Raw genomic sequence first — 21,161 nt, 5'->3', positions numbered from 1 at the left:
GGGAATTCAGTTACGTGATTCGCGATCTATTGGATGCCATGATTCACAGGTGTTCTATTCGCAACGGGGACAGGAATGTATGTAAAAGGAAGTAATTCTGCGGTCAGTCCCGGGCCAAAGGCTAGCGCTATCCCACTGGAATGCTCTTCCTTCTGTCTGTAACCCTCTCGGATGGCTTGAAGAACAAAAAGAATCGTCACGGACGACAGATTGCCATAATCCCGCAAGATGTTTCGACTGTAGGAGACCTGTTCATCTGTCAACTGATACAGCTTCTGAACGGCATCCACGATGCCTCTGCCTCCTGGATGGATCGCCCATATTTCCGGTAAAGCACTTCCCTCCAATAAACGCTCTACCTCTGAACCGAGATGCAAACCAAGCAGCTTCGGAATCTGAGGTGACAGGTAGAGATCAAAGCCTGTATTGCCCACTTCCCAGATCATCTCTTCTGCACAGTCCGGGAGCAGCGTCGAGTGCCCACGGGCCAGTCGAAAACATTCATTGCGGCCTGTTCCTGAGGCACCAATGACACAGGCAGATGCTCCGTCTCCGAAGAACGATGCAGCATATAGGTCGTCCCGTTTGGCAGATGGCTGGAAGTGAAGCGTACACAGTTCAACACACACGATGAGAACCTTAGCCTTCTGATCTGTCGTTACGATTGAATTCGCCAATTGGATCGCCTTCAGACCGGCTGCACATCCTTGAAACACCAGTGGAATCCGGTTGATCTGCGGTGACAGTTCAAGCTGCTGGATCAGCCGAACATCAAGCCCAGGCAGGAATTGCCCCGTGCAGCTAACCGTGATGAGATGCGTAAGTTCCACGGAAGATACGTCTGCATCGTGAAGGGCCTGTCCTGCCGCCTCGAGACCAAGTGGAATAGCAGCAGCTTTGTATTTGGCCATACGCTCGGTTGTAGTCGGGACTTCCTCCGCAGAAGTAAAGGGTAAATATCGGCAAGCCTCCACAGGCTCAAGCAGATTTGGTTCACATGTATAACGAGTCTCCACACCACACTGATTAAAGATACGCTTCGCCCATCTTCTCGCATCCGGCTCATGTTCCAGCGCCTGTGCGAGACGGGCAGACACATCCTTTTGCTCAATACGGTGGGCTGGCAACGCCGTCCCTATTCCCATAATACTTGCGCCTGTAGTTCCCTCAAGCTGGTTCATCGGCTTAACCTCCCTATATAGTACGTGTCCTTCGTAATCAAATTAGGCTTTTTCAACAACCTATATATAAAATAGGTTCATATGAAATGTGCAGGATATAGTACAAGTCTATTCACTCCCTGTCACGTTTATGTTCATATCAACAAGCAAAGGCGGACAACATATGCGAGTTTCGCACGTGCTGTCCGCCTTTGCTACCGGATCAAACCCATTCCTTATTAAATATTCGATCTGTCAGAACTATTCAGGCCTAATTATTGTGAATCTCTCCCCAAGCTTGGCATAATCATTACCCGCCAGTCGGCTGACTGGTTTCAAATGATCCATCAGGATATAGCCCTTATCAGGATTATAGACTTGTTCGCTGAAATGATACTGTACAATGCGTACTAGCAGCAGATCACTGGCTGGTTTGCCCTCATCGTTCGTGATCGGAATGTGCTGATACAGCTCGCACTCCATCCGAATGAGTGCTTCCTGAATTCCAGGAACTGAAACTTTGGTGCTTCGCACTGTAGTAAGTTTTGTCCGCTCAAGCTCACTTTCGTGGGGTTCCAGTATGGCTGCTGTCTCATTCACTTCGGCTATGATTGCTTCATCACAGATATGCACGACCAGTTCTTTATGGGCAAGCACATTGCGTGCGGTATCTTTCATGATCCCGTCTTTACGTGCAATGGATATGGATAACAGTGGTGGGTCCGAACTAACCACATTGAAGAAACTAAAAGGCGCTGCATTAATCACACCATTCTCATCTGAACGTGTCGTCACAAAAGCAATTGGACGTGGCACCACTGAACCACTCATCAGTTTATAGTTGTCTCTTCCCGTTATTTCACGTGGATCCAAAGTATACATATGTAAATATCCCCTTCCCTGCTCATGTTACGTTAAACTGGTTCACTTACGTTACTTCCTCGTTATTATATATCCATATCTGTTATAAAAACAAAAAAACGCCTTGATGCTAATGGCATCAAAGCGTTTAAACGAATGTCTCACATATGGTTTGGTGTTACTTCACAATACTGCTTTGAATATCTTCAAGAATTTGAGTATTGGCTTGAACACCGCTATATAACCAGCTGCTTGTGCTTTCAAATTCGAACACATTGCCGGTCTTCACAGCAGGAATGCTCTGCCACACGGCATCTTGCAACGCTTCTGAGCCTGCTCCCTTGTCACTGTTCACCAGGAATAGATAGTCTGCATCCATTTCTGCGATCTTCTCCAGTGAAATCTCAGACCAGTTACCTGTTGCCTTTGCGGATGCTTCCTTTACGACATTGGGCTCTGCGAGTCCAAGTTCATTGTACATCACTTCACCACTGGATACATTGTTGCTTACAACATAAAACTTGTTATTGAACAACCACAACGCCGCAGCAGATTTTGTTCCACCAGTGACAGCAGTTACTTTTTCTTTGATTTCTTTTGCCTTGGCATCATACTCGTCAAGCGCCTTCTGTGCTACATCCGATTTGTTCAAAATCTCGCCGATCTTGAGCAAAGCCTGACGCCAATCCTTGTTAACCTCATCTCCGAGGACATACGTAGGGGCAATTTTGTTGTACTGTTCATATTTCTCCCCTTCAACTGTACTTTCAGAACCCATAATGATCAGATCTGGTGAAAAGCTCGCCATCGCTTCAAAAGGTAGGTCACTTGCAATACCAGGTATGCCATTGAGATCGTTTTGCAGATAATCCTGCAAGCCACTGCCGTTGTTGATGGACCACTGTGCTGCTGGCTTAACACCGAGTGTAACGAGATGGTCTTCCAGATAAGATGCGATAACGCGCTCCGGATTAGCCGGGATGGTTACTTCGTGTCCCATTGCATCTGTTAATGTGCGTTCTGTCGGGGCTTCTGTTTGCGTCTCTGTCTCCGTTGTTGTATCGTTCTCTCCTGCTGCTCCGTTCTCTGCAGGCTTCGCTCCACACGCTGCTAACCAGATGGACATGACCATCACCGTAATTAGAAGCATAATCATCTTTCTATTTCTCTTTAACACTTTATTAACCCCTTTCAATATGAACACCTTATTCGGCGTTATTATGACAGATATCTACGTTCAAAAATATTGATACTATTATTGATACATATAATATCCGTATGTACTTTTGTCTAATTCCATTGACAATGATAATTGTTATCAGTTCACTTGTCAATTCGATTATGCTCTGCGCTATAAAGTTGAACTAAAGATTATTTACACTGACACTTCGATGATAGAACAACCTTCCAATCGCTGTTATCCCCAGATTTTTTCGATTCCCCTTTCTCAAGGGAAAATCCGGTGATAAAGGCGAACGCTTCGCTTTCTCAGGTTTTTTCTATCCTCTTCGTTTTGTGTAAATGATTAATTCAACTATATAGATCATATAAAATCTTCTTGACGGCATTCACCTATAGGCGGATGCCGCCATATGCTGAATGCAGAATACGACGACAGGAAGGATGTTCTGTACATGTATTACGAATATAACCCTTACTTAGGCTATGGAGAAGACCGTTCATTTCAACTGCCTCCACTGTTCCCAGGTGGTGGAGGTGGCGGCACACCGGGAGGTCCGACATTTCCTGGTATACCTGGCGGCCAAGGCTCCTATCCTCCATTCATTCCAGGCGGAGGACCAGGTCCATATATCCCTGGAGGCATTCCGGGTACAATCCCAGGTACAGCACCGGGCGTACCTGCGCAACTGGCTCAAGGCAATCTGCCTACGCTGCTTAGTGCCTATCCTCGTCCGGTAGGTCAGCCTCCGGCAGAAATGCTTTTTCTGTATAACCTGATCAAAAGCAGCCCGGGTCTGCTTCCGCTCTTCCTCCAGCAACAGCCACAAAGTCTCACTCAAGCCGTGCAATTTGCACAAACGGGTGCAGTGGCACCTCGGGATAATGAAGAACGTGCACTGCCCAACTTTTGCTACAACCGATGGTCCCTTGTATTCACTTACAATGATGTCTACCTGATGTGGCCTGCCATTAATCTGTTTGGTTTTGTAGTGGGATACTTCTATCCATTCCAGACGCCAGGTATTCTGTTGAATACACAGATTTTGTTTGCGCTCTGCTAAACCTGTCCTTACCCTGCCTTACCTACAAGCAAGAGCCCCACTTGGAAGCATGATTCCTTCCAAGTGGGGCTCTTTATTCGTTCTTTTAAACAGAAGTAAACTTGCCAACTAAACTCCACAATATTACGGCGTACAGAATCAGTACTTTTAACTCAGTGGCGGATCGTTCTGACGCTTCCTGCCTCTACTGACCATTAAGAAATATATCACCAATGCACCGAGATCAGCACACGCGATAACGATTCCCATTGGCACAGCTGTTCCTTCTCCTCCCAGACCTACGAGCGGAGCGACAATACCTCCAAACAGGAACGTCATCACTCCTATAAGTGCAGACGCACTGCCTGCCGACTTCTCCTGATTGGCCATAGCCAGGGCGAAGGACGCGGTATTGACCAACCCGACACTGGATACCACCAAAAATAACGGAATCAGCACAGAGATCAGATTGCCTCCCGCCAGGATCGCGATGAGCAGTGAAGTTCCTCCCAGCGCCGCGGTTAGCAGCCCCGCAATTAACAGGCGGGTTTCAGATACTTTCCCTGCAAGTCTGCCAGCAATCTGACTAGCCAGAATAATGCCTAGCCCGTTAATGGCGAAGCAAACACTGAACATTTGCGGGGATACCCCATATATTTTCTGAAGCACAAACGGTGAACCGGATATGTAGGCAAACATGCCAGCTGCTACGAAGCCCTGGGTTAACGCATAACCCATAAACTGACGATCCCCTGCGATTTGGCGAAACGTAATCAAGGTCTGCTTCAATCCCCCACTTGATCTGCGGTTGGAAGGCAGTGTCTCTCCAAGACCGAAAATGACAGCAAACAGCGTTAGTATACCGATGAGACTCAACAAAATAAACACGCCGCGCCACGACGTATATGTCAACAACTGTCCACCAATGATCGGTGCCGCAATCGGGGCTACGCCGTTAATCAGCATTAACAGGGAGAAGAACCGTGTCAGTTCCGGGCCCGAGTATACGTCTCTGACGATTGCTCGCGAGATGACAATACCGGCCGCTCCGGCTACCCCCTGAATGAATCGCAGCACAACAAAAGAGCCCATCGTGGGGCTGACCAGGCAGAGTATAGAAGCGATGGTATAGAGTACAAGCCCTGCGATGAGCGGTGTTCGCCGACCACGTACATCACTTAAAGGTCCTGCAAGCAACTGACCAACTGCAAGTCCAATCATACACGCCGTCAGACTGAGCTGAGCATACGAGGTAGATGAGCCGAACTCATCAGCCAGCGTGGGCAATGCGGGCAAATACATATCTAGGGACAACGGCCCGAAGGCCGACAGCGTCCCCAGAATTAATGCCATTCGCACACGCGATGTGGAATTCGTGTTCAATGAGGCTGTTGTACTTTTCATCGAGTACTACTCCCCGCTACCCAGCAGCTTGAGCAAGTTGGACGGCAGTGTGAACTGTTGGTTGTTAATAATAATACGGCGCAGTTCTTCTTCATCCCGCTCGTTCTCGGCGTCTTTGATCTCTTGAATTTCCCGGTGAAGTCGTTCCATCTGCTGATCCAGCGCATTGGCAGAGTCTGCCGCACTTTTCAGTTCTCTGGTCAAATGCTCGGGAACATCTTTATTGTATTTATAAAAAATCTTATGCTCCAGACTCGCCCAGAAATCCATCGCGATTGTACGAATCTGGATCTCCACACAAGCTCGTTCCTCACCATTGGACATGTACACAGGCACTTCGACTAGCAAGTGAAGACTTTGGTAGCCATTTGGCTTCGGATTTTCGATGTAGTCTTTGACCTCCAACACACGCAAGTCACTCTGATTGCACAGCATATCCTTAATGCGATAGATGTCCGAGATAAAGGAACATGTAATCCGCACCCCGGCGATATCCTTGATATTTTGCTTGATGCTCTCAAACGTTAACTCATGATTTTTGCGGAACATCTTGTTCATAATGCTCTCAGGTGACTTCAGTCTGGACTTCGTATGCTCAATTGGACTGTAATCATGCAGAGACTGGAACTCTTCCTTCAGGACTTCAATCTTGGTCTCCATTTGATCCAGAGCAAATTTATAGATCATCATAAATCTGGTAATTTCATATTTAAATTTCTTGAATTGATCAATTGGATGTGGAGCGTTCATCATAGCTTTCTCCCTTTCTTTCTGCACACTAAAGTTAGTTTTATAAATATGAGGACAGCGGTCAATCCACATGTCTCCTGAACCATTATAAATCATATGGAGCCAATAAACGAATTTCTCACATTCGGGCTGGCGATTGGGCCGGAAGGTATGGGATCTTATTTTACGTGCATCATATAGAAGCATCCCTGTCATTTGGCCCGTTATTACTAATAAAAGAGGTGGATTTTCCTGCTCTATCAAGTGACGTATTCGTCCGATACGCTTCGGGTTAAAGCTTATTTATTTCTGCCACACGGTTGTTCGTTATCTGCTCTCACAGATGAAACTTCTCATCCATTCTCTGACTTCTCTACCTTTCCGGACTTCGCTTCCATACATAAGTCTCTACATCTACAGCCGCTCGCCAGCCACTACCCTGCTACAACAATGCATGATACGGATAACATACCGGAACAGTGGCCGGTACTAATCTATTGTCGCGGCGGACTTGGCAGCTATGGCGGGGTTAATACCGTTTGGCTTGAGCAATTTGTACAGAAAGGTTATATCGTGTTCGCTCCATCCTATCGTGGTAACGAAGGCGGTGAAGGACGTGACGAGTATGGCGGAAGAGATGCCGAAGATGTGCATGCGGCTTACCGGTTGGTTCAGCGTTTGCCTTTCGCTGACTCGACTCGGATATCTTTAATGGGCTTCTCCCGAGGAGCGATTAATGCCGTACATACCGCGACTGTCTACAATGAAGGACCGGACAAAGTACATAAGCTAGTTCTTTGGAGCGGTGTCGCCGATGTCGAACGCACTTACCATGAACGAACCGACCTGAGGCGCACATTAAAACGGGTGCTGGGTGGTTCCCCGCGCGCAGTTCCGGAAGCTTATCTCGCCCGATCTCCCCTGTCGAATGCAAACAAACTCTCTTGCCCTGTACTAATCATGCACGGTACATCAGATACACAGGTGAACTATAGTCACGGAACTCGAATGTATCACTGGCTGAAGCGCGGAGGTGCTAACGTTACGTTTCACGCCTATGGCGGGCAGGATCATCATTTTCACCAGAGAATACATGAGTCAGCGGTGAACAATATGTTTGATTGGCTTACGGCACCATAGTCCCGCGCCATGAATTTCATTTTGAAGAATCCTGCGTTATGGCTGTATACTGGAGGGGTTACGTTTTTTGAAAGGACGGATATGATGAATCAAAACACCCTCCAAAAGTACGCGATGCTCCTGCTATGTATGTCTGCGGGGATGGTCGATCTGATTGGATATTTGGGACTCGGACATGTGCTCACAGCCAATATGACGGGAAATATTGTACTGCTCGGTATTGCCATCGCCCGTGCGCAGGAATTTGTCGTGTTGCGGTCACTGCTAGCCCTCATCGGTTTTATTGCCGGAAATGCCATTGCAGCACATATGGTTGGACATGTGCAGACCAAAAATGGCTGGTCCTCTAAGGTCACAGCCGTATTTACTGTTGAAAGCATATTGCTCCTGCTGTTCGCGATCGCCATGATTAGTCCATTTTCAGAACAACTGTCTTATCTCTTAATTGTCATACTAGCCATCGCCATGGGGATGCAAACGACTGCAGCACGCCGAATTGGAATAGCCGGCATCTCAACAACCGTGCTCACCAATAATCTCGCCGCTGTGGTTGAGGACACCGTAAGCATCCTTAAGAGGCTGCGACATGCCAATATCCGATCACTGGTCACAGCCTTATCTACAGACTCCTACCTTCGTGCAGGTGCTGTTGTTATCTATTTGGTTGGCGTCATTGTAGCCGCGTTACTGTTCCACCGTGTACCCATGGTCGCCGTCTGGATTCCTGTCCTGACCATTGGCGGCGTAACCCTTTATGCCCGATTACATGCATGGGGTAGTCCACAACAAGGTGAAAGCAAGTAGTCGAAAAAGTAACCTATTCATTTTTAAGTACAATCACGCTATTTATTTCATCAAAGCAGCCTCTTGGCGGATAAACTTGACCAGTTGCTGTGCAGCAGGCGACAACACTTCCCCTGCTCTTGTACATACGGCAATCGTATTTCTCAGTTGTACACCTCGAACGTACACACGTGCCAGCCTGCCTTGATGCACATCTTCCTTCACAACCAAAGAAGATATAAAGTTGGCCCCATAACCTGCCTTCACCGCACTAATCGTTTCGTTCAGCCCGTTGAACTGAAGCTCAATGCGGGGAGCGGCCAGGTTATTTGTGGTGCAAAGGGACACTAGCCGCTCACGTGTGGCACTGCCTTCTTCGCGCATAATGAACGGTTCTGCCACCATCTCATGCAGCTCAATTTCTTTGCCCGCATACGGATGGTCTGGATGCACAACAAACCACATCTCATCGTCAAACAATTCGTCCCATTGGACACCCGAATGTGTGATTCCACTTCCACCATACACTGCAATCTCTGCCTCGTAGCGAAGCAACTGGTCAAAAGCCATCCGGGTGTTGGTTGTGCTCACAACCAGCTCCACATCCTCATGCATCTGCTTGAACCGCGCAATCCAGGCCGGCAGTAGAAAATTCGAAGGCAAGTAAGTTGCCGTAAGACGGATCATTCCTTTCTTGCCCTCGCGAAAATCCTGCACAAAATTCTCGACATCCTGCTCCAGCATGAACAGACGCTCGGCATAACTTGTTAACTGCATCCCAGCATCCGTAAGCACCAATCTTCTTCCCTCCGAAACAAAAAGTCGAATTCCCAGTTCACGCTCAAACTTCTTCACCTGGGAAGATACCGCTGGCTGACTAATATTCAATTCCTCTGCGGCACGAGTGACCCCGCCATATCTCACGATGGCATGAAATAATCGTAATCCATGCAGATTCATGTGCTACACCTCTTCCATGTCAAATGCATAATCTAAAGTTATATTAACATACATATTATATATTTTATTTATATATCGACTCCATTTATAGTTGAGTTATGAAATCCAATACAAGAGACAAGGAAAGGAACATGTGAAAATGAAAAATATAAATACGAACAACTCTCAGCATACCTGGACTCAAGTCGACGACTACATGAATAATCTGCTGATTCCCTCGGATACCTTGCTGGAGCAAACACTGCAAACCAATGCCGAAGCTGGACTGCCCGCTCATGACGTAACACCGAATCAAGGAAAGTTACTCCAGCTCCTGCTTCAAATCCAAGGTGCATCCCGTGTACTTGAAATCGGCACACTGGGTGGGTACAGTACCATCTGGATGGCAAGAGCGCTACCTGAACATGGACACATCGTCTCACTGGAATCCGAACCACACCATGCGGACTTGGCACGTGCCAATCTCACACGTGCAGGACTAATGCACAAGGTCGACCTGAGAGTTGGTCCTGCCCTGACCACCCTTCCCGATGTTAAGGAAGAATACAGGGAACCTTTTGATATGATCTTCATCGATGCGGACAAACCGAGTAATCCCGATTATCTGAGATGGGCCCTACGACTGACTCGGCCGGGGAGTCTCATTGTTGGTGACAATATTGTCAGGGACGGCGAAGTGATCCGAGCGGACAGCACGGACCCCAGAGTTCAAGGCGTTCGAGCCTTCCTGCAGATGATTGCCGAACACCCTCGGCTTGAAGCTACGGCACTGCAAACCGTCGGTAGCAAAGGTTACGATGGATTCGTCATCGCTCGTGTGATTGATACCCCTATACCAAAATAAACAGTGGTCAATTCTTCCGCAAACTCTCCTTTCCTGTTAAACTGGAATCACTGCACAGGCAGACTGGAGGGAACCACTTGAGAGTTTTACGACATATTCATGATGAAATTCGCGGCTGGTCCCGCAATATTCAACTGTTTTTCCTGGCTAGCATCCTGTATCAGATCGGAAATGGCATGTTCTCTGTCTTGTACAATCTGTACATTCAGGGTCTGGGCTATAATGATACAATGAACGGCCAGATTGTAAGTATTCAATCACTCGCAACAGCCATTATGTTTGTTCCTATCGGTCTATGCGGTGATCTGTTCAGTCGCAAGCGGCTACTCATTACGGGGGCGTTATTCAGCGGAATCTTTCTGATCGGACGCTCCTTCGATTATTCGGCTACCGGACTGATCTGGTTTGCGGTATTCTCTGGCCTTTTCGCTGGTGTATTCCAGGTACTCGCCATTCCTTATCTGGCAGAAAACGTCAAGAAAAGCCAGCGGCTTAAGATGTTCAGTTATTATTCTTCCCTTGTGCTCGCTTCCCAGGTGCTTGGTAGCCTGGGTGGCGGCGTATTCGCAGATTTGTTACATACGGCAGGACTCGCCAAAGTGAGCGGATTACAGACGGTTTTATTTATAGGTGGTGCAGCAACACTGGCTGCGTTTATTCCACTGTTATTTGTAACCGAAGGCACGGCTGCTACGCAGACAACAATTCCGGCTCAACCGGTTCTTCAGCCCAATGCAGATCTAAAAGAAAGTTCAACGAGTACCCTAAGCACGGACGATTTGATCACGAAGAAAAAAGATTCCCGACTGATTGGTCAGTTTGTAGTGACCCAGTTATTAATCGGATTAGGCTCAGGACTGGTTGTACCTTATCTGAATCTGTATTTCACCAATCGGTTCTCGGTTTCTCTGAGCGGCATGAGCCTGTTGATTGCACTCGGTCAGATTATGACGATTGTATCCATGCTGATTGGTCCTACTTTGGCAGCAAAGGTCGGGAGCGTACGAGCTGTTGTCATTTTCCAGGTCATGTCGCTGCCCTTCCTTCTATTAACAGGCTTCACCAATCTGTTGTTCATCGCCTCGCTGAGTTTCTTATTCAGACAAGCATTGATGAACGCAGCCAATCCCATTCATTCAGCCATACTGGTGGATCGAATATCAGACAAACGCCGCGGCATTGCCAATTCACTAATGCAGACCTCATTCATGATTGGTTGGGCGACCATGGGACCTGTGCAATCCTATCTGGTTACCACGTACGGAACGTATTGGGGTTACGCGATCACATTCAGCATCACAGGCAGTCTATACGTTATTTCATCACTGATGTATTATGTAATGTTCAGAGAACCCAAGCCTTCCGCTACGGCTCTTGCAGGATCTTGATAAGTTGAACAGAAGCAGCTTGGTTGTTCCGCAGATAACGCAACGTATCTCATCATCAGGAGTGATCACACATGAACATGATTCTTTCATTGAACCTGAATGCATACCTGAATCTCATACCACCTCATTCAACCGGTAGGCTAAACGGATGGAACTGATGCGCAAGCTCGGTTCCTACGTTGTCTTTCGGTTTTTTCTTAGTCTGGGTGTCTCTGTTCTTGGCGGATTGCTGTTCACAGCCATTCATACACCAATCCCGTGGTTGCTTGGGCCAATGGTATTCATGCTGCTTGGTTCCCAAGTCGCCAAATGGCCGCTTATGTGGCCTGCCTCCATCCGGGACTATGGCATTCTGATCGTTGGCTATTCAATTGGACTCACCTTAACAGAAGAGGCACTGCACGGCATTCTGCAACAACTTCCCATGATGCTGCTGATGACCTTGCTGTTAATCGGATTGTGTGTGCTTACGGCCTACATCGCATCGAAGGTAACCGACTTTGACTTCCCCTCGCTGCTGGTTGGCAGCATTCCAGGAGGACTATCCCAGATGGTGTCCCTTGCAGAAGAGATGAAATCCATCAATCTGACGCTGGTTACCTTTTTGCAGGTGACTCGGCTGATCATGATTGTCTTCTGTGTTCCGTTCCTGCTGTTCAGTCCGTGGATTGGAGGTACCGCAGGTGGCAGTTCAGGTCAGCCGCTCATTGACATAGCAACGTGGGGAGCCCTTTTCCCCGAGATCCTCCTCTATGCTCCGCTCTGTGTAGCTGGTGCATGGGTTGCACGCAAACTCCGGTTTCCTACGGCCTTTATGCTGGGTCCCATGATCGTTATGTGTGTCATCCAATTAAGTACAGCCATGCACACGCCCAGTCTGCCAACCTCCCTGCTGAACGTATCGCAATTGATGATAGGCAGTCACGTTGGACTGATGCTCAAGCCGGAACAGTTGCAACGTAAGACACAAACAGTGACCCTAGCGGTGATTAGCAGTGTACTGCTCATTGTTGGTGCGCTTGGATTGAGTTATCTGTTAATGAATGTGTTCTCTCTCTCGGCGGCAACCTCGCTACTCAGTATGGCCCCTGGCGGCATGGATCAGATGAGTATTATGGCACATGAAGTGAATGCTGACCTTTCGGTTGTATCCGGATATCAGTTGTTCCGCATCCTGTTTATCTTCTTCATCGTCTCTTCCGTACTGAAGATGATTCTCGTACATATGTTAAAAGAAAAGAAATCAGCGCCCTCACTTCAATGATCATATTTTGTCTGATCCCATGCCGAATAGAGTATCCACTTGATGTCACATCCTGCGGATACTCTATTTTACTTGTACAGACTCAACTTCAGTATTTGCTCTCATTCAATTTGAAATCAAATAAATACTTAAGAATAAATTCGGTTGTACATCCAGCCCACAATACCCACCGTAACTACCGTTGCTCCAATAATAAATGCATAATACCCAATCTTGCTCTTGGACTCCGAAGTCTGATGGTCATAATAATCCGAGTTACGTCGGTAAAAGCCCATCCATAACTCTCCGATCATATTCACAACAACCAATACAAAACGTTTAACAAACCCCATTCTATTCGAGTCTCCTCTCTGATCGACCTTCTTCCATATTAAGTATAAATATCCTATTTAATTAAAACAAGTCATTCACATTACATGCGGTGCAATTAAGGTCGGTGCGGTTTCTTGCTCCAACCAGGTCAGAATATCAAAGGCTTCCTGATCGGTGCTACCGCACATCTCTTCCTCAGCCTGCAATCCACTGCATACAGCAGGACGCTCTTTTTGGCCAAAAATTCCACAGCGATTATCATCGGTAAGCTGCACACAGCGTACACCTGCCGGCTTGCCATGAGCCATGCCCGGTATCGGTGATGATATTGAAATCGCGATACAACATGCGGCGCAGCCTGTCCTGCATTCCATACATATTCCCTCCTAATTTTAATACTTACAATACGTGTTCAAAAAAATCGTCTTTGAACTACCTTTTATATTATGAACGGTTTACCCAGGTCCAGGTTCGTGCGAGCCCCTGCGCGATTCTGCGATTCATGCTTGCATTGGAGAAATAACCTCCATGACTTAGCGGATTCCAGCTCAAGGCCAAGCCCCCGGAGTTCACTTCAATATCTTCTTTGACCGCTTTCTCATAAGCGGGATCAATGGGGCGTAACGGATAACCCAGAATATCATCCCGATCATAGAAGTTCACCCACTCCCCTTCCAGACCGGCATAATAGTGATCCACATGGGAGGAGGGCACCTGAATCGGGCGACTAAAGTCATGGTAACGCAAACTCCATAAGGGCAGGGTTGTACCAAACGAGTAAAAATGGGTCAGCGTGTCCCCCCGCTCCAAAGCCGAGTTCACATCTACAATTTCAGGTACACGACTGGACGGATATTGCAGATCGTAGAAGAAGTTACTTGCGATTACGGCACCCAAACTATGGGCAACCACACAGAGTGGAGCTTCCGGTCCATTACGCTGTGCAAGAGTGTGCATCGCCTGATTCAACGTTCGATGTACGGCATCATAGTTATGGCCTTGATTTTCCACCGGTTGATAAGCAACCGCATCAGCCAGGTAATGGATGACAAATCGGCGCAGCGTCTGGTAATTCAATCCCGGAGAGCTGACGAGCTGTTGAAACAGCGCCTCTTCCCGCTCCTCAAATACATCCGCCCAATATACAGGTTCGATATCCAGCATCTGTTTGGATGCTCCAGGCAAGACCATCACCTTGTCCAATTCCTTATGCAAACAAGCAATCAGCTTGTCCGCGTACCCTTCCTTTCGCATACCCAGCCCATGAATGACCATCACCGCAATACGTGTCATGGCTCTCCTCCTCTATGAACTCTTTCTTCACCATATGAACGCCACTACTCGAACATGCCTGAAGCTTGCTTTTGTCAGAAGGTACTTTCCAACCACCATTATTTAAAAAATGTGATTCTTCCATTTTATATACAGTTTACCATGATGGTCATGAAAATAACGATCATACAGCAAAAAGGAGCTGCGCATCACGCAGCCCCCGTCATGTTGTTGTATTCAATTAACCTTTCAGATGAACCTTCAGCACACCATTCTGATTGGATGTAACATCACCTGTCGTGACTTCCACCCGTTCAACCATATCCTGACCATCCGGAATGATAATCGGTGTAATCAGCGGGTATCCCGCATCTTCAATCACCTTACGATCGAATTCCAACAGCTTTTGCCCAGCTTTGACATGCTCGCCAGCTTCGACATGCATATTGAAGCCTTCACCCTTGAGGGATACCGTATTAATCCCGACATGGATCAGTACCTGTAAACCACTCGCGTGTTCCAGAATCACCGCATGTTTACTCTTAATCACATGAGCTACCTGAGCATCAAACGGAGCAACCACCACGTTGCCGGAAGGCTCAATCGCTACACCCTCACCCATTTGTTTCTCGGCAAAAGCCGGATCAGGTACTTGCTCCAGTGAAACGGCCTGGCCTGTTAATGGCGCCATGATTTCCAGTGTATTCACGGCTTCATCCCCTACTTGAGCAGCACTACGTGTGCGCTGGTTCAGATCTGTATTTGCAGCCGAAGAGATAACGCCCGAAGCAGACTGCGATGTAGCCGCTTTAGGCTCAGCAACGTTTTCATTACTTTCATTACGATCTTCTTTTCTCATTTTGGCTCTGCCAAAAATAACGGTCAGTACAAACGGTACAACCAGGACAATCGCCATGCCGATGAAGAAGACGCCCCATTTGTTAGGGAAAATCGACAGGAATCCAGGTACGCCACCTACACCGATGGAGGTTGCCTGAACATTATTCATCGTCAGCAGCACACCACCAATCGCGGAACCGATCATACCGAAGATAAACGGATAACGGTAACGGATATTCACTCCGAAGATCGCCGGCTCGGTTACCCCGAGGAAGGCCGACACCGAGGACGTTGCCGCAAGTCCTCTCATTTTCTTTTCACGCAGGACAAGCATCATCGCAAGTGCCGCTGAACCCTGTGCGATATTGGACAATGCCAGCATCGGCCACAGGAACGTACCGCCCTGACTACCGATGAGCTGCACATCCACTGCGAGGAACGTGTGATGCATACCGGTGATAACAAGCAAAGCGTACAGACCACCGTAGATCAGACCGCCCAGCGCCGCGTAGGAATCGTATACATAGATCAAGCCAGATGTGATCGCATTCGCAATGGCGAATGTCACTGGACCAATGATCGTAAAGGCCAGGAATCCGGTAATCAGCAACGTAACTGGTGCAACGACCAGCAGTTTAATGGAGTCATGTACCCTTTTATTGAGGAAAATCTCCATTTTCGCAAGAAGATAGGCGGATACCAGTACAGGCAGAACCTGCCCTTGATAACCGATTTTCTCAATCTCCCAACCGAACAAATTCCATGTTGGCACCGTGCCATTATTCACGGCATCAGCGTAACCATATGCACTCAGCAGATCGGGATGTACCAAAATGAGCCCAAGCACGATCCCGAGCAGCGGACTGCCGCCGAACCTTTTTACAGCTGCCCAACCAATCAGAGCCGGCAGGAACGTAAAGGCTGTACTCGCGATTGTATTAATGATGGACGCAAGATCCTTCCAGGCTGGGTAAACATCCACCAGTGATTTTCCATCAAAGAAAATGCCTGGACCTGTCAGAATATTGTTAATCCCGAGCAAAAGACCTGCCGTAATGATCGCAGGCAAAATCGGAATAAAAATATCCGACAGTGTTTTAATCGCTCGCTGAATTGGATTTTGCTTTTTACCAGCAACGGCCTTCACATCATCCTTGGAAGAACGATCTCCCCCGGTGATCTGAATCATCTCATCATAGACCTTATCCACCAGACCAGGCCCGATAACGACCTGAAATTGTCCTTGGGAAGAGAACTGTCCTTTGACCAGATCATTCTGATCCAGACTTTCGGTATCCACTTTACTCTCATCGTACAAGGCAAACCGGAGTCGTGTAACACAGTGCGTTGCAGCTTCAATATTCTCTTTGCCGCCGACCGCCCGGACGATCTCCTCAACCTGTTTTTTATCGATTGCCATAGTGTCACTTCCTATTTATAAAATGTGATTAGTCCTGTTGTGGCACAAGCCACATATAGGATGCATACGGACTGAGGGAGATTTCCTGTGTCAGTACAGGCGCTACCTCTGTATTTCCAATGAGTAACTCTACTGATTTATTTGTAATATGATCATTCCACACCGCTTCCGGAAGCGAGAACGTAACGTCTCGTTTACTGAAGTTTGATACAACGATCAGGGTTTCACTTCCATTGGTACGTGCGTACGCGAATACGTCCGGATGTGCATCGTCGAGGCGTTCATACAGACCGTCAGTCAGCACGTTAACCTGTTTACGCAGGGCAATCAATTTGCGGTAGTGGTAGTAGATTGAATCCGGGTCAGCCAGCTGCTGCTCCACGTGAATGGACGGATACCTTTCATCCACCTTCAGCCAAGGTGTTCCGGTAGTAAATCCGGCGTTCTTACTTCCATTCCACTGCATTGGTGTCCGCGAGTTATCTCGGGAACGCTCTTTTACAATGTTGAAAGCTTCTTCAGCGGATTTGCCCCGTTCTTCCTGAAGCAAGCGATACATGTTCGTCGATTCGATATCGCGGAATTCGCTGACGTCATTCCAGACCGGATTCGGCATTCCGATCTCTTCACCCTGATAGACGTAAGGTGTACCCTGCATTCCGTGTATAGTCGTTGCAAGCATCTTTGCACTCTCGGCACGATAGTCACCATCATCGGCGAATCGGGACAGCGCCCGCGGCTGATCATGGTTATTCAGGAACAGTGCGTTCCAGCCTCCACCGGCTTGCATGCCTGTCTGCCACTCACTGAAGAGCTGCTTCATCGCTTCGAAATCATACGGCATCAGTTCCCATTTCTGACCATTCGGATAATCCACTTTCAGGTGGTGGAAGTTAAACGTCATTGAGAACTCCCGGGAAGCCGGGTTCGAATATTGGATGCAATGTTCCAATGTTGTCGAGGACATCTCGCCTACCGTCACCATGTTGTGAGGCCCGAATACTTCATCGTACATCTCGGTGATATACTCATGCACACGCGGTCCATCCGTGTAGTACTTGCGTCCATCACCAGGTGATACGCTGCCATCATCATCCGGGAAACGCTGGTCTTTCGAGATCAGGTTGATCACGTCCATACGGAAACCATCTACACCTTTTTCGGCCCAGAACTTGATCATATCCCGTACAGCTTTGCGTACTTCTTCATTCTCCCAATTCAGATCTGCCTGCGTTTTATCAAATAAAGTCAGGAAATATTGTCCCGTCTGTTCATCATACTGCCATGCAGGTCCACCGAACTTGGATTGCCAGTTGTTTGGCACACCGCCGTCCGGCGCAGGATCTTTCCAAATATAATAATCCCGGTACGGATTATCCTTGGAAGAACGAGATTGCTGGAACCACTCATGATCGGTCGAGGAATGATTCACCACGATATCAATCATCAGTTTCATGTCACGAGCCTTCAGACCTTTCAGCAGTTCGTCAAAATCCTCCATCGTCCCATAATCCGGATTAATCCGATAATAGTCCGCTACGTCATACCCATTATCATGCTGCGGGGATACATATACCGGCTGCAACCACACAATATCGATACCCAGATGCTGCAAATAATCAAGCTTCTCGGTTAATCCACGAATATCTCCCGTACCCGATCCGGTTGTATCATTAAAACTCTTTGGATATACCTGATACACCGTTGATGTCTTCCACCAAGATGACGGAGTTGTGTTATTAGAACTCATGTTAACGCCTCCAATAAATTGTAATGCTATTATGTGATGTTCTCGGCTAACTTCATATCTATATTACATAAGTAAACATGTATATACAAGTTGAAACTATAATATGTATATTCTTCGCCTCTTCTACACATTCCCCATAAATCTTTCCTCTGTAACATTTATTTTGGAACCTGCGTTCGTAAACTCCATGATATCTGTATTGGTAAAACAAAAAACCGCCTGTTCTTCCCACGATTGATGTGGGTAACAGACGGTCTACTTTGGTTGAACTTGGTTGAACTTCTTAAATGTATTTTATTGTTTTTACTGTTGTAGTGGATTGTTATTTTTTAAGTACTGTCAGTTGACTTAGTCAATACAAAGGGAACACGCTACTTACGACATCTCCGGTGATACTACGGCTTTACCCTGTTTTTCCTGCATATTCAACTTCAATAAAGCAAGCGCAGCCTGTTCTTCCCTTTCCAGTTCAGCAGCACTAATCTCACCTGATAGTACGGCACGCATTCGCTTTTGATCCAGCAGGCCTTCCCATTTTGCGACCACAAATGCTGCGACACAGTTACCCATCAGGTTTGTGAAGACACGCATTGTATCCATAAAACGATCTGCACCAAGCAGCAGAGCAACCGCTGCTACCGGGAAAGCATTGACGGCTACTGCCGTGGCGGACAGAGCCAAGAATGCGGAGCCAGGCACTCCTGCCATGCCTTTGGAACTTAACATTAACACCAACAAAATCGTAATCTGCTGTATAAATGTCAGTTCAATTCCTACGGCTTGAGCCACAAAAACTGTCGCTAGCGATAGATAGATTGAAGCGCCATCCAGATTAAACGAGTACCCCGTCGGCACTACAAGACCCACAACGGCACGGTCACAACCCGCCTTGGTCAGCTTGTCCATCATACGTGGCATCACCACTTCTGATGATCCGGTTCCAATCGCCAGCATCACTTCAGAACGGGTATACTTCACAAATTGCAGGAAATTCAGCCCGGTAATCCACCAGGCAGCCAATGCCAGCATGACCAGAAACAGCAGTGCTGCGCCGTAACAGGCCAGAATTAGCAGACCAAAGGATGATAATGTGGAAGCCCCATAGGCACCTACCGTGTAAGCCATGGCTCCAAATGCACCAATTGGCGCGAGTTTCATGATATAACCAATGATGCGGAACACAATTCCGAGCAGGTTCTCAATCAACGTCAGTACATTTTCTTTCGCTTTACTTTCTGTTGCTGCCAGTGCCACCCCAAACAGACAGGCCACGAGCAGTACTTGCAGTAGCGCATTCTGTGCAAAAGCATCCACAACACTCGTCGGAATAATATTCATGATAAAATCTACCGTATGTGGCAACTCGGAACCATTCGTTTTCGCTTCGATGCCACTTGCGTCTATGGTTGAAGGGTCCACGTTCATTCCCGCACCTGGGCGAAGCAGATTGGCTGTTCCCAATCCAAGTACCAGCGCAACTGTAGTTGCAATCTCGAACCACACGATGGCTTTCAGTCCGATGCGACCTACAGACTTCAGATCACCGATCTTGGCAATACCTGTCACAATCACCATGAATATCAGTGGTGCGATGATCATTTTGATTAATTTGATGAAGCCTGTTCCGAGCGGTTGCAGCAAACTGCCCAGATCGGGCCACAGGATGCCTACGCCAATCCCGATGATTACCGCTACAATAATCTGAAAAAATAATGATTTCACAAATGACATGAACGCTCCCCCTGTTTGCGGTCAATTCGGATTTCCGGTTGGTTTCCGTGTAACTTTTTATATCATTCCGAAACGGAGTTCAACAATGGAATTTCAATCTTTTTGTCATTTGTACCAACTCTATCTGTGAAAATTGAACCTGAAACCGAAAAAAGACGAATATCGCGTCAGTTATCTTGACGTGATATTCGTCTTTATCTATCAATCCATTTATTATTGAACAGGGGTTAAATGTGCATCACAGGGTAATGGATTCCCCTGGGGCCAGCACACGGCCTTCCAACCCTTTTGCAGCCAGCTGCTGCACGAAGTGTTCCGCATCCTGACGAATCACCGGGAATGTATCATAATGTACCGGGATGGTCAGTTTGGCATTAAACCATTCTGCCGCTTGCAGCGCATCATCAGGTCCCATGGTGAAATGTCCACCAATAGGCAAGAAAGCTACATCGATATCATGGCGATCACCAATCATCTTCATATCCCCGAAGAGACTTGTATCTCCGGCATGCAAAATGGTTTTGCCACCAATATTAATGATATATCCAGCAGGCAAACCTGCATACATGATCCGTTGTTCTTCTTCCAACACGATCCCAGAAGTATGGAACGCCTGGATCATTTTGGCTTGAGCAAAATCAAGATCTACCGTTCCGCCCATGTTCATCCCGAGCGTGTCCAGACCTTTCCAGGACATATATGTAGCCAGCTCTACAATAGCCACAACTTTGGCGTTATTCGCTTTGGCAATCGGTTCAGCATCGAGGATGTGATCCATATGTGCATGTGTCAGCAACACAACATCAGTCTTGATATCTTCCGGCTTCGTGACAGCAAGCTCGTTGCCACGCAGGAAAGGATCAATGATCAGTGACTTATCTTCTGTGCCCAGCTGTACACTGGAGTGACCGTGGAACGTAATATTCAACAACTTGGATTCCTCCCGACATATGTTTTGATTTATTTTGAAAACCGAATCAATTTCATAACTTACTAAAAACAGAATTTTTGTAACTAGATATAGACAAATTGAACCGTTTTGATCTATATCTACCCTTGATTGAAGCAGCTAAAGGTATTA

The 21,161-nt window shown here is 47.3% G+C and carries 19 protein-coding genes; 6 read left to right on the top strand and 13 right to left on the bottom strand.

The window, feature by feature from the left end:
• Positions 1-26 precede the first annotated feature (26 nt).
• The 3 genes from NYE45_RS12325 to NYE45_RS12315 form a co-directional block, all read right to left on the bottom strand.
• Complete coding sequence (locus NYE45_RS12325; protein WP_340016835.1) at positions 27-1,181, bottom strand: type III polyketide synthase; 1,155 nt, start codon at positions 1,179-1,181, stop codon at positions 27-29.
• A gap of 240 nt (positions 1,182-1,421) precedes the next feature.
• A complete protein-coding gene (locus tag NYE45_RS12320; protein ID WP_340016834.1) occupies positions 1,422-2,042 on the bottom strand; it encodes a flavin reductase family protein in 621 nt (206 codons plus the stop codon).
• 157 nt (positions 2,043-2,199) lie between these two features.
• On the bottom strand, positions 2,200-3,177 hold the full coding sequence (locus NYE45_RS12315; protein ID WP_340016833.1) for an ABC transporter substrate-binding protein: 978 nt from the start codon (positions 3,175-3,177) through the stop codon (positions 2,200-2,202).
• Positions 3,178-3,613: 436 nt separating this feature from the next.
• On the opposite strand from NYE45_RS12315, the gene NYE45_RS12310 reads away from it, so the two are divergent.
• Positions 3,614-4,264: a hypothetical protein gene (locus NYE45_RS12310; RefSeq protein WP_340016832.1), complete on the top strand. Its 651-nt coding sequence runs from the start codon at positions 3,614-3,616 to the stop codon at positions 4,262-4,264.
• Between the two features lie 147 nt (positions 4,265-4,411).
• On the opposite strand, the gene NYE45_RS12305 is transcribed toward NYE45_RS12310, so the two are convergent.
• Both NYE45_RS12305 and NYE45_RS12300 read right to left on the bottom strand, forming a co-directional pair.
• Positions 4,412-5,647, bottom strand: coding sequence for a multidrug effflux MFS transporter (locus NYE45_RS12305; RefSeq protein ID WP_340016831.1), 1,236 nt, complete (start codon positions 5,645-5,647; stop codon positions 4,412-4,414).
• Between the two features lie 6 nt (positions 5,648-5,653).
• Positions 5,654-6,397, bottom strand: coding sequence for a GTP pyrophosphokinase family protein (locus NYE45_RS12300; protein WP_062834047.1), 744 nt, complete (start codon positions 6,395-6,397; stop codon positions 5,654-5,656).
• A 243-nt stretch (positions 6,398-6,640) separates the two neighbouring features.
• Here NYE45_RS12300 and NYE45_RS12295 point away from each other — a divergent pair, with 243 nt between their 5' ends.
• Both NYE45_RS12295 and NYE45_RS12290 read left to right on the top strand, forming a co-directional pair.
• A complete protein-coding gene (locus tag NYE45_RS12295) occupies positions 6,641-7,516 on the top strand; it encodes a prolyl oligopeptidase family serine peptidase (protein ID WP_340016830.1) in 876 nt (291 codons plus the stop codon).
• Positions 7,517-7,600: 84 nt separating this feature from the next.
• A complete protein-coding gene (locus NYE45_RS12290) occupies positions 7,601-8,320 on the top strand; it encodes a YoaK family protein (RefSeq protein ID WP_340016829.1) in 720 nt (239 codons plus the stop codon).
• A gap of 42 nt (positions 8,321-8,362) precedes the next feature.
• Here the strand turns inward: NYE45_RS12290 and NYE45_RS12285 are convergent, their stop codons facing one another.
• A complete protein-coding gene (locus NYE45_RS12285) occupies positions 8,363-9,259 on the bottom strand; it encodes a LysR family transcriptional regulator (RefSeq protein ID WP_340016828.1) in 897 nt (298 codons plus the stop codon).
• 139 nt (positions 9,260-9,398) lie between these two features.
• Here NYE45_RS12285 and NYE45_RS12280 point away from each other — a divergent pair, with 139 nt between their 5' ends.
• The 3 genes from NYE45_RS12280 (at position 9,399) to NYE45_RS12270 (ending at position 12,755) form a co-directional block, all read left to right on the top strand.
• A complete protein-coding gene (locus NYE45_RS12280; RefSeq protein WP_340016827.1) occupies positions 9,399-10,103 on the top strand; it encodes an O-methyltransferase in 705 nt (234 codons plus the stop codon).
• Positions 10,104-10,180: 77 nt separating this feature from the next.
• Positions 10,181-11,491, top strand: a complete 1,311-nt coding sequence (locus NYE45_RS12275; protein ID WP_340016826.1) for an MFS transporter — start codon at positions 10,181-10,183, stop codon at positions 11,489-11,491.
• Positions 11,492-11,639: 148 nt separating this feature from the next.
• Positions 11,640-12,755 carry an AbrB family transcriptional regulator gene (locus NYE45_RS12270; protein WP_340016825.1) on the top strand — a complete coding sequence of 372 codons (1,116 nt, stop codon included), beginning with the start codon at positions 11,640-11,642 and terminating at the stop codon, positions 12,753-12,755.
• Positions 12,756-12,883: 128 nt separating this feature from the next.
• Here the strand turns inward: NYE45_RS12270 and NYE45_RS12265 are convergent, their stop codons facing one another.
• The 7 genes from NYE45_RS12265 to NYE45_RS12235 form a co-directional block, all read right to left on the bottom strand.
• Positions 12,884-13,087, bottom strand: coding sequence for a hypothetical protein (locus NYE45_RS12265; RefSeq protein ID WP_062834041.1), 204 nt, complete (start codon positions 13,085-13,087; stop codon positions 12,884-12,886).
• Between the two features lie 75 nt (positions 13,088-13,162).
• Entirely contained in the window at positions 13,163-13,441 is a 279-nt protein-coding gene (locus NYE45_RS12260; RefSeq protein WP_340016824.1) for a YkgJ family cysteine cluster protein, read from the bottom strand.
• Positions 13,442-13,511: 70 nt separating this feature from the next.
• The gene (locus NYE45_RS12255) at positions 13,512-14,360 is read right to left on the bottom strand and encodes a chemotaxis protein (RefSeq protein WP_340016823.1); all 849 of its coding nucleotides are present in this window, start codon (positions 14,358-14,360) and stop codon (positions 13,512-13,514) included.
• Positions 14,361-14,580: 220 nt separating this feature from the next.
• Entirely contained in the window at positions 14,581-16,599 is a 2,019-nt protein-coding gene (treP, locus tag NYE45_RS12250) for a PTS system trehalose-specific EIIBC component (protein WP_340016822.1), read from the bottom strand.
• Positions 16,600-16,627: 28 nt separating this feature from the next.
• Entirely contained in the window at positions 16,628-18,349 is a 1,722-nt protein-coding gene (gene treC, locus NYE45_RS12245; RefSeq protein WP_340016821.1) for an alpha,alpha-phosphotrehalase, read from the bottom strand.
• A gap of 375 nt (positions 18,350-18,724) precedes the next feature.
• Positions 18,725-20,080 carry a C4-dicarboxylate transporter DctA gene (gene dctA / locus NYE45_RS12240; RefSeq protein ID WP_340016820.1) on the bottom strand — a complete coding sequence of 452 codons (1,356 nt, stop codon included), beginning with the start codon at positions 20,078-20,080 and terminating at the stop codon, positions 18,725-18,727.
• 238 nt (positions 20,081-20,318) lie between these two features.
• Positions 20,319-21,011, bottom strand: a complete 693-nt coding sequence (locus tag NYE45_RS12235) for a metal-dependent hydrolase (RefSeq protein WP_340016819.1) — start codon at positions 21,009-21,011, stop codon at positions 20,319-20,321.
• Between the last annotated feature and the right edge of the window lie 150 nt (positions 21,012-21,161).

Origin of the sequence: Paenibacillus sp. FSL K6-1318, assembly GCF_037976905.1 — a bacterium.
Lineage (GTDB): Bacteria > Bacillota > Bacilli > Paenibacillales > Paenibacillaceae > Paenibacillus > Paenibacillus amylolyticus_A.
This window is presented reverse-complemented; position numbering and strand designations above follow the sequence as displayed.

Coding starts and splice junctions, on each gene's coding strand:
- NYE45_RS12325 (WP_340016835.1), bottom strand. CDS start 1,181: ATGAACCAGCTTGAGGGAACTACAGGCGCAAGTATTATGGGAATAGGG.
- NYE45_RS12320 (WP_340016834.1), bottom strand. CDS start 2,042: ATGTATACTTTGGATCCACGTGAAATAACGGGAAGAGACAACTATAAA.
- NYE45_RS12315 (WP_340016833.1), bottom strand. CDS start 3,177: ATGATTATGCTTCTAATTACGGTGATGGTCATGTCCATCTGGTTAGCA.
- NYE45_RS12310 (WP_340016832.1), top strand. CDS start 3,614: ATGCTGAATGCAGAATACGACGACAGGAAGGATGTTCTGTACATGTAT.
- NYE45_RS12305 (WP_340016831.1), bottom strand. CDS start 5,647: ATGAAAAGTACAACAGCCTCATTGAACACGAATTCCACATCGCGTGTG.
- NYE45_RS12300 (WP_062834047.1), bottom strand. CDS start 6,397: ATGAACGCTCCACATCCAATTGATCAATTCAAGAAATTTAAATATGAA.
- NYE45_RS12290 (WP_340016829.1), top strand. CDS start 7,601: ATGAATCAAAACACCCTCCAAAAGTACGCGATGCTCCTGCTATGTATG.
- NYE45_RS12285 (WP_340016828.1), bottom strand. CDS start 9,259: ATGAATCTGCATGGATTACGATTATTTCATGCCATCGTGAGATATGGC.
- NYE45_RS12280 (WP_340016827.1), top strand. CDS start 9,399: ATGAAAAATATAAATACGAACAACTCTCAGCATACCTGGACTCAAGTC.
- NYE45_RS12270 (WP_340016825.1), top strand. CDS start 11,640: ATGGAACTGATGCGCAAGCTCGGTTCCTACGTTGTCTTTCGGTTTTTT.
- NYE45_RS12265 (WP_062834041.1), bottom strand. CDS start 13,087: ATGGGGTTTGTTAAACGTTTTGTATTGGTTGTTGTGAATATGATCGGA.
- NYE45_RS12260 (WP_340016824.1), bottom strand. CDS start 13,441: ATGGAATGCAGGACAGGCTGCGCCGCATGTTGTATCGCGATTTCAATA.
- NYE45_RS12255 (WP_340016823.1), bottom strand. CDS start 14,360: ATGACACGTATTGCGGTGATGGTCATTCATGGGCTGGGTATGCGAAAG.
- treP (WP_340016822.1), bottom strand. CDS start 16,599: ATGGCAATCGATAAAAAACAGGTTGAGGAGATCGTCCGGGCGGTCGGC.
- treC (WP_340016821.1), bottom strand. CDS start 18,349: ATGAGTTCTAATAACACAACTCCGTCATCTTGGTGGAAGACATCAACG.
- dctA (WP_340016820.1), bottom strand. CDS start 20,080: ATGTCATTTGTGAAATCATTATTTTTTCAGATTATTGTAGCGGTAATC.